Source organism: Polynucleobacter sp., assembly GCF_044342855.1.
Classification (GTDB): Bacteria; Pseudomonadota; Gammaproteobacteria; order Burkholderiales; family Burkholderiaceae; genus Polynucleobacter.
Map to the genome: position 1 here is coordinate 23,810 of NZ_JBIIPA010000023.1, position 9,210 is coordinate 33,019.

Genomic DNA, 9,210 nt, shown 5'->3' on the forward strand with positions numbered 1-9,210 from the left:
CAATAGGCGATCATGATAGATGAATTGGGTTTTGAGGAATTTAGCGCGAAAGTTCGTAGCTTGGAGCATGCCGGTCAAATTAATGAGGCGCTCGATGCTTATCGCCTGTGGCTAAGAAAAAATCCCAATTTGCCCGTTTCCTTTGCAATTTGGTTTGAATATGGGCGCACCTTGCTTTTGAGCGGATCCCTTTATCAGGCTGAAAATGCATTCAAGGCGGTATTGGAGCAAAAGCCTGATTTTCCGGAGGCGCTGATGGGTCTTGGTAGTGCCTTGGAGGCACAAGGCAAGATAGACGAGGCGATATCAACATGGCAAGGCGGTTTGCGCAGTGAAGATATCCGTGTTGGGTTTTTAAATAATATAGCCCGAGTTTCTGATGGTCGTTTTAGTCATGAACAAACGGAGAGCGTATTGTTGCAGAGTCTTTATATCAAGCCTGGCCAGCCAGAAGTCCTCTCTACCTTGCTCAATGTTCGGCAAAAGTTATGTCAGTGGCCGATTTTCACCAAAGAATTGCCTGTTTCTATTGAGGCGCAAAAAGAAATCATTGGACCTCTTGCATCCTTGGCTTTGGTGGATGACCCCATTAGCAATTTAGAGTCTGCCAAGCGCTTTATCAAGCTCAAGCAATACGAGGGCAATTTCAAGCCTTTGCTCAAGAAAACCCATCGATATGCTGGGCACAAAAAAATCAGGCTGGGATTTGTTTCTTCGGATTTTCGCTTGCATGCAACCAGCATATTTTATGTACAGCTTTTAGAAAAGCTCAATCGAGATCATTTTGAGGTGTATGGGTTTGATATCACCACAATTAATTTTGAGGGCGACTATATGCGCCCAAGATTGTTGCAAGCCTTAGATCATCATATTGATTTAAGGGCGCTTTCAGATGAGCATGCAGCCAACAAGATTCAAGAGTTGGAGATAGATGTTTTGATTGACCTAACCGGCCTCACATCATCAGCTCGCCCGGGGATTATTTTGCGAAGACCCGCCCCAATTCAGGTGGCTTACTTGGGATTTATTGCCAGCTCGGCAATTTCAACCGTGGATTATGTGATTACAACGCCCGATTTATTTAAGGGGGCGGATGCTGGGTTTACTGAAAAGCCGCTATTTCTATCAGGAGTATTTGCAACGATTGACGATCAATCGCCCAAGGTGGCTCATTTGACTCGTCAATCACAAAGCCTACCTGAAAATGCTTTTGTATTTTGCGCCTTACTCAATCCCTACAAAATTACCCAATCCGTTTATGAATCCTGGATGCGAATTTTGGTAGCAACACCAGGCTCAGTATTGTGGTTAATTGCAGATACGGAAAAACAAAAACAAAACTTGATTGATTATGCAAAAGGGTTTGATGTCAATGCGGATCGATTGATCTTTACCAGCAGAATTCAGCCATCAGAGTACCGTGCCAGTTTGGGCTTGGCTGATTTATTTTTAGATACCGCACCTTACGGAAATGGTGCGACAGCCCATGACGCTATTGTTGCCAATTTACCCATGCTCACATGCCCTGGAAATACGATGATGTCACGGCTTACAGCTCATTTTATGCGGGCAATGGCTTTGGATGATTTGGTTGCGACTAGCTGGGCTGACTACGAGGCTCGCGCAATAGATTTGGCAAGTAATCCGGAGAAATTAGTTGCGTATCGCCAGGCAATACTCGATGCGCGCAAGTCAAGCGCTGTATTTAATCAGGCAGCATTTGCCGAGGATTTTGGGCGGGCAATACTGGGTTTAATGAGGTCCACTAAGTGATATTTTTTAATTTAACTGCAGTAAGTGAGGTCTAGAAGTGTCTGGTTCTTCAGGTGAAGATAGTAGTGTTTGGCAGGGTTATGTAGCTGCGGTTGCCAGTTTGGCGCAGGCCATGCTATTTCTGATGGCCGTGCTGGTGATTGCGCTCATGCAGGTCAGCGCTGAAATAGATATGTCATCAAACGCATTAATGAAAAAGAGTAAAGGTGAGAAGCCGCCTGCGCCAGCGGCAAGCAAGGCGGCGGCCCCTAAAAAGGCGGAGGGAGCACTCACTCAAACCAAGTTAGCTGGAGAACCCAGTGCACTCTATAAATTGATCTTTTCCGAAAAGATTGTTGCCCTCAGCCGTGAGGAGTCTGCTGATCTGAGAAGGTTGATCGAGGAACGGCAAGGGGGCTTGAAAGGTGGTCTTTGGGATATTTTTGCGATTACGGATATTGCGGATTCAGAGGCGAAGCGATTGGCTTATTTGCGCGTGGTTGAGGTGAGAAATTTATTAATTCAGCGGGGCATACCCGCCTCAAGTATTCAGACAAGTTTGAAGCCAGGCGTGGGTGATGCTTCCAAGGTGAATGCTGTTTATATTAATTGGACTGCAAGGCAAGAGGGCCAGACACAATGAAAAAACGCCATCATGAGCTAGAGGTTCTTAATTTTTGGCCAGGCTATGTCGATGCCTTGATAAATGTAGTTTTGAACTTGCTATTTATGGTTGCCATTTTCGCGGTTGGTGTTTTTTGTATGGGCCTACAGGCCCAATTACACCCCAAAGGCGGCGTAAGTGAGAATGCTGAAATTTTGGCCGCGCAAGAAGCGGGGGCATCCGCTGGCACAAAGGACGCGGCAAAGCTTGTCGAGAGTTTGGGGGCAAAGGGGCTTGTTGCGCCGTTTGTATTTCGGGTACAGGGCAGGGCATCCGCGCTCGATCCAGCTGCCACTGGTTTGGCCGAGCAGGAGTTGATTAGGGTGGTATCGGGCGGTAAAAAATCACTGACTGTGAATTTTCTTGGCAGTCAAAATGCGCTCACGGGCGAGATCAATGAAGCGCTGTCTAAAGAAGTCGGCTCCAATATGGGTGCGCAGGGAATTTGGAAAGTATGGGCCACCACCTCTGGCTCGGATCCCAATGAGCGCCGTGAGCTGTATATGAGAATGACGGGCGTTAGAGGCGGCCTCATTAGAGCCAAGGTTGATCCGCAGAATATTGAGATGGATTTATATGAGGGTAGCCCTCAGAAGAATGGTTCCCGTAGTCAGGTTCATTTATTTTTCAAGCAACAGTAATGGCAGGGATTGTTGTGTATATCCCGGGTCGCATTTTTGATTTAATTAAAGGTAATTGTGAAAGTATTTAGGCGTATTGGATTGTTTGCTGTGGCTTTTATAGTTGCATATGTGCAAGGTGTGTTGGCGCTCCTCTTTGGGTTTGGGCGAGTCCTCAATTATTGTGGCCAATGGCTTATGAAGATATTTCTAAAGGGCTTTCGAGTTCTGAAAATAATGACCTCTTGGCTTTTTCTGGTAGGGATTCCGCGGATCATGATTCGAGGGTTTGAGTTTGCGCAGACCCTGATTCTTGGTGCACTTCGCCTCGGCGTGAAAGCTGTGACGGCTTTATTGATGCTGATTCCTTTTTTAATTAGAAAGACATATCAGTTGGTGTTGTTTTTGCTGGGGCAGCTGATCGCTTTGGCGAAGACTCTCAAGACGATGTTGATTGCATTGCTTGTTGGTGCAATCAAGGGTGGCTTTTTTGTTCTTCGAAGTTTATACCGTGGTGCAGTTGCTACTATTCAGTTTTTGGTATTTTTGATACCCTTTTTAATTAAGAAGGCGTATCAATTTGTATTGTTTTTGGGTCGGCAGTTGATCGCTTTGGCGAAGACTCTCAAGACGATGTTGATCGCATTGGTTGTTGGCCTAATTGCCGTGTCGGTTTGGTGTTTGAAGGCATTTATACGCTTAATGATTTTTATGGCAGTGGATGTTCCGAAGGCGTTACTAAGGGCTTGTATTTATTTAATGGGGATCTTAAGGACTATGTTACAAAAAATGAAGGATATTATTTTTATTGGTGGTGAATCTAGAAAGCGAGCCATGCAGGCTTTGTCTTACTGGGTTCGCTGTGTTGGCCCTGTAGTCGCGGTGGTTGCCCTTGGTGGCGGTTTATTTGGGGATGAGGTTTATGAGTCAATCGCTTCCACCCCTCACCCTAGTTTGGTTTACACCATTTTTGGTGCATTGTTTGGCGGGGTGCTCTACTGTTCTTTTGTTTTGCAGGGTTTTATTATCGAAGAGGGTCGCATCCTATCTTGGGGTGCATTGGAAAGCAAGGGCAAGCGCAAGGCTTACGTTGAGGGCTTTAAAGATAAAACGGCCTTCTCCCCCGTGTACAGTCTGATGAACGGCGAGTTAAGCATTTCAACCAGCATGCGTCAATCTGCGGTGGAGGGTGAGCTTGATACGGTTGAGCGCACATTGGTTGACCGCTTAAATTTCCCGAATTATTTGGCTGGCGCCCTAGTGGGTATCGGGCTAATCGGCACTTTTGTTGGATTGCTCGGAACCCTTGCGGACCTGGGTAAGCTTTTTGAATCCTTGGGTGGTAGTGCAAACGCAAATGCTGATGCTGCAGCTTTATTTGGTGATATGGTGCAGCGCTTGCAGGCGCCAATGAAGGGTATGGGAACGGCTTTTGTGGCATCTCTCTACGGTCTTTTGGGCTCATTGATGTTGGGCTTAATGGTGCTTTCTGTTAAAAGTATTGCGGTGGGGGTTGTTGAAAAAATGCGCACTCTAGTTCACCAGGAGAGTTATGGTGCCGATGCTGATGGCCAAGTTCATACTGCTGACTTTAATGATATGGTTTTAAGTGAATTTAAGGAGACGCGTGTGGAGTTAGCGGCCTTGAATAAAAATATTGAGCTCTTGATTAGAGGCATGTCCAAGTAGTTTTGATTTCTCTAACACCTCGCGTCTTTATTGGTGAGCGTGGGGTGGGGCAGTGCAAGAAGCGGCCTGCCCCTGGTTTTTTATTGCACTGCTAGCCGGCGGACAATTGCTTTTGCTTGCTAATTGGTAATGATATGCCTCTCTCGCTCTTAAGGATCAAAGAGGCTAGTATTCGACGCTAGCCCCAATAAACTGATCGACCCCAAAGCTATAGCGATCTCGTTTAGACCTGGCGGTTTTAAACCCCAGGTGCAACAGGGTTAGTGATGCCGAGTTTATCGGCTCAGTAGGTTTTAGTATTAAAAGTTCCTTCTGGCAAAAAGAGTTCAGTAGGTACTCTCCAGTCTCAGGATTTTCTAGGTCTGGTATTGGGTTTCTAGGCAACGGTATCCGAATCTTCTGGTGAGTAGATCGATAGATTAGTTCCTTTGGGCGGGCACTGTCGCAGTAAGTCATTGATGTTTTCATTGCAACCCCCTTTCCTATTGGCTATGGGGATCAGCAAAATAAGACTCTATGTGATTCGTAGTGGGTAAACGATTATAATTATTCGTACGTATATAGTATTTTTGTAATTTATTTGGTAATAAATTACATTGATGCGATTTATCAAATTACTAAATCGCAGTTTCGAGAATGTGGTGGTACAAGAGAGTGAGTAAATACTCTTTTAAACACATTATTCATAGTTATTAGAAATCAACTAATTCATGGGATGTTTATGACGACACAAAGTCTTGCGGAATCTCCGTTGGAGATCAAAGCATATGCAAAAGTTTTATGGCGCTTGGTACCATTTTTATTTTTATGCTATGTAGTTGCCTACTTGGATCGAGTAAATGTCGGGTTTGCTAAATTGCAAATGCTGACTGATTTGAAATTTAGTGAGACGGTATACGGTCTCGGCGCGGGAATATTCTTTATTGGCTATTTTATTTTTGAGGTTCCCAGCAATATTATTTTGCATAAAACAGGAGCAAGGGTTTGGATTGCCCGAATTATGATTACCTGGGGAGTCATCTCTTCCGCAATGATGTTTGTGACTAGTCCAGAAATGTTCTACATTTTACGTTTCTTTTTAGGTGCTGCTGAGGCGGGCTTTTTCCCGGGCATTATTCTGTACCTAACCTATTGGTTCCCATCGGAACGTCGTGGTAGGGTAATTGCTTTATTCATGACTGCAATTGCCCTTTCTGGGGTAATTGGTGGCCCCTTATCGGGTTGGATTATGCAGGCTTTTGCCGGCGCCAATGGCTGGGCTGGTTGGCAATGGCTCTTCTTGCTTGAGGGCATTCCCTCGATCTTGGTGGGTATTGCGGTATTTTTCTACTTGGATGACTCTATCAATGCTGCTAAATGGTTAACCCAAGAAGAAAAAAAGGCCTTAAGTGATCGCATTGCGGCTGACAATCGCGGTGTAGTGGATCATGGAATTGCCCACACCTTCACAAATCCAAAAGTATGGCTAATGGCGTTAATTTACTTTTGTTTCATTATGGGCTTATATGGCGTGAGTTTCTGGCTCCCTCAGTTGATTAAATCAATGGGGGTGAAAGATGTTTTGAATGTCGGTCTATTAACTGCTATCCCGTATGGCTTTGCGGCGCTGGTGATGATTTTGGTTGGACGCAGCTCCGATCGTACGGGTGAGCGTCGTTGGCACACCGCATTGGTAGCCATCTTAGGTGGAGTCGGCCTGATTTTTGCTGGCATATTCAGTGATTCTGCGGTAATGGGTATTGTTGCTTTATCGATCGCTACCGCAGGTATTCTTACCTCGCTGCCTTTGTTTTGGACGGTCCCAACAGCCTTTTTGGGTGGCGCTGCTGCTGCTGCAGGCATAGCGATTATTAATTCATTGGGAAATTTAGCGGGATTTGTCAGTCCATTCATGGTTGGCTACGTTAAAGATGCAACCGGTAGCCCGACCTTCGGCTTATATGTCATTGCAGCTAGCTTATTTATAGGGGCATTATTAGTTCTAGGTTTTGTTAAAAAAGTGAAATGAAAGTGCCTTTGAGTAGTAAAACTATGCCCAAGTTGGACTGACATACAAGAGCGGGGCGGTTTAGTTGAGTCGCCAAAAAGAGGATCGAACTCGGTGCAGCACTGTGCCGAGTTCGATCCTTTTATTTTCCCCGGAGTCAACCTTGAATTTGGAAAAGGTCGCACTCATTGGCGCATAGATGCAATCCTCGCTTTAAGCCCTTCGCACTCTCAACTTGCCGCTTTGCGATTCAGTATGTCAGATCTGATCTAGGTGGGCTAAATCTGTTTTGATGAAGGCTCTAGCTGGCAAGGGTTGGGGTGCGCCCAGTAAAGAGGCTGTCATCCATTATTTGGGCAAATGCTGTAGTTGCCAGCTTGCGAAAAACATTAAAGCGGGCCGAGACGACATTATCCCAACTGTAGGGTTTCGATAGGCAGGGGCATCTTAGATTGCTCTTAGTTAAAAGTTAGGCTGCACCGACAAAATGTTCGGAGCGCCATCGACACTTTTTCCCGCGGGACGGAATTGAATTTGCATGCACAAACTGCATTTCAAATACAAATGGAGGGGGCATTAGCTTTTAGGCTAATTCACAGTCTATAAGTGGACCCCTAAAATGGGTGGCATCCAAGTAGTAAATTCGTCAAAACTATCAAAACTATTTATTGAGACCCCCATGAAATTAGCCCTTATTGTTGTTCAAGACGGTCAAACCGCCGCAGAATATATTCTTTCTCCTGGCAGCAAGACTAAAGCGATTAAGGTAAAGCCTGGTCAAAACTTTATCCTTGTGGATCAAGCAACCGGTAAGGCTCCCCAGAACATCAGGGTGGTGCGTAAGGGCAATAAACTTTCATTACTGAATAGCGCTGATCCCGCCAACTCTATTCTCATGGAGCTCGATGATTTTTATGCTCTTGATGGCACCAGCCCATCGATTGCAGGCATTGCTGAGGATGGTCAGTATTACCAATATGTTTCGGCCGATGCCTCGCAGGGGGAGATGATTGCGCAATTGGCCGATGGGGGTGCTACGCAAATTGCCTTAAATAGCCAAGCAATTGGTTTGGCGGGTGCTAATTCATGGTTGCTGCCCGCCTTATTGATTGGTGGCGGCATGATAGCTGGTGCAGCCATCTTGACCAATGGATTTTCAGGGAAGACCTCGAGCGACTCCAGTATCGCCCCAGAGCAGCCTAATCCCGGTCCCAAGCCCTCTGGCCCACAATTGACCGATCCCTCCGGCGGGACTTCTACTGGTACTAGTGACACCACTCCGAGTATCAATATTGGCTTGATACCCAAGGGTTCTACCCCTCAGTTGGTTATCGATGGTGTGGTGGTTGAGGCGGTGATGACTACCGATGCCAACGGCAACACGATCTTGACGCCCGTAAACCCATTACCAGATGGCTCGCATGAGATTAGCGTTCAGCTGGTGAATCCAGATGGTAGCGTTGCGCAGTTAGGTGACCCCATTGTTATTGTGGTGGATACGATCCCCCCAGAAACACCCGCAAGCGCTCCTCAGCTTATAGGCCCTACAGGCGGCACTCCTATTGGAACAAATGACACCACTCCTGGCATTAATGTCGGACCTCTACCGAATGGTTCTACCGCGCAATTAATTGTGGATGGTGAAGTGGTAGAGACAACCACCACTACCGATGCCAACGGCAACACAATCTTGACGCCCGTCAAGCCATTACCAGATGGCTCGCATGACATCAGTTATCAAGTGACCGATCCAGCAGGTACTAGCCCAGCTAGCCCACCGTTCACGATTGTGGTGGATACTCTGCCACCTGAGACGCCAACAACAGCGCCAACATTGGCAACGAAAACCGGTTCTGGGAATGACGCATCTTCCGATAACACTCCGGCAATCAATGTGGGTCAGCTGCCCCTGGGTTCAACAGCTCAATTGCTGGTAGATGGCGCTATCGTTGCCGCTACGATCAGCGTGGATGCTGAGGGTAACACCATCTTAACGCCCACAAGCCCTTTGGGCGATGGCCCGCATAACATCAGTTATCAAGTAGTCGATCCCGCTGGAACAAGCTCAGCAAGCCCGGCTGCAGTCATTGTGGTGGACACTTTGGCGCCAGATGCCCCAACTACCGCTCCGTTGGTGAACGATCCAGTGGCTGGCGTTGATGCCAGCAACAATCCTACCCCCGGCATCAATGTCGGACCTCTACCGAATGGTTCTACCGCGCAATTAGTAGTTGATGGTGTGGTAGTAGAAGCCGTAGCGAGTACCGATGCCAACGGCAACACGATCTTGACACCAACCAATCCATTGCCGGATGGACCACATGACATCAGTTATCAAGTAGTCGATCCAGCGGGTAATGCTAGCCCAGCTAGCCCACCGGTCACGATCACTGTCGATACCACTGCTCCAGATGCACCAACAACAGCGCCCGCTTTAACTGACCCTGTTGGCGGCACTCCTATTGGAACGAATAACACCACTCCTGGCATTAATGTCG

General features: G+C 46.8%; 6 protein-coding genes. All 6 read left to right on the forward strand.

Going from position 1 to position 9,210, the window contains the following annotated elements; translation table 11 throughout:
* Positions 1–12: 12 nt before the first annotated feature.
* Positions 13–1,773, forward strand: a complete 1,761-nt coding sequence (locus ACIQZ3_RS08185; protein ID WP_397392085.1) for a tetratricopeptide repeat protein — start codon at positions 13–15, stop codon at positions 1,771–1,773.
* Positions 1,774–1,810: 37 nt separating this feature from the next.
* Positions 1,811–2,395 carry a hypothetical protein gene (locus ACIQZ3_RS08190; protein WP_397392087.1) on the forward strand — a complete coding sequence of 195 codons (585 nt, stop codon included), beginning with the start codon at positions 1,811–1,813 and terminating at the stop codon, positions 2,393–2,395.
* Positions 2,392–3,057, forward strand: a complete 666-nt coding sequence (locus ACIQZ3_RS08195; RefSeq protein ID WP_397392089.1) for a hypothetical protein — start codon at positions 2,392–2,394, stop codon at positions 3,055–3,057. The genes ACIQZ3_RS08190 and ACIQZ3_RS08195 overlap by 4 nt, the downstream gene beginning before the upstream one ends.
* A 255-nt stretch (positions 3,058–3,312) precedes the next feature.
* Complete coding sequence (locus ACIQZ3_RS08200; protein WP_397392091.1) at positions 3,313–4,725, forward strand: hypothetical protein; 1,413 nt, start codon at positions 3,313–3,315, stop codon at positions 4,723–4,725.
* Positions 4,726–5,446: 721 nt separating this feature from the next.
* Positions 5,447–6,733, forward strand: a complete 1,287-nt coding sequence (locus ACIQZ3_RS08205) for an MFS transporter (RefSeq protein WP_397392093.1) — start codon at positions 5,447–5,449, stop codon at positions 6,731–6,733.
* 658 nt (positions 6,734–7,391) lie between these two features.
* On the forward strand, positions 7,392–9,210 hold a 1,819-nt coding region (locus ACIQZ3_RS08210; RefSeq protein ID WP_397392095.1), incomplete at its 3' end, for an Ig-like domain-containing protein.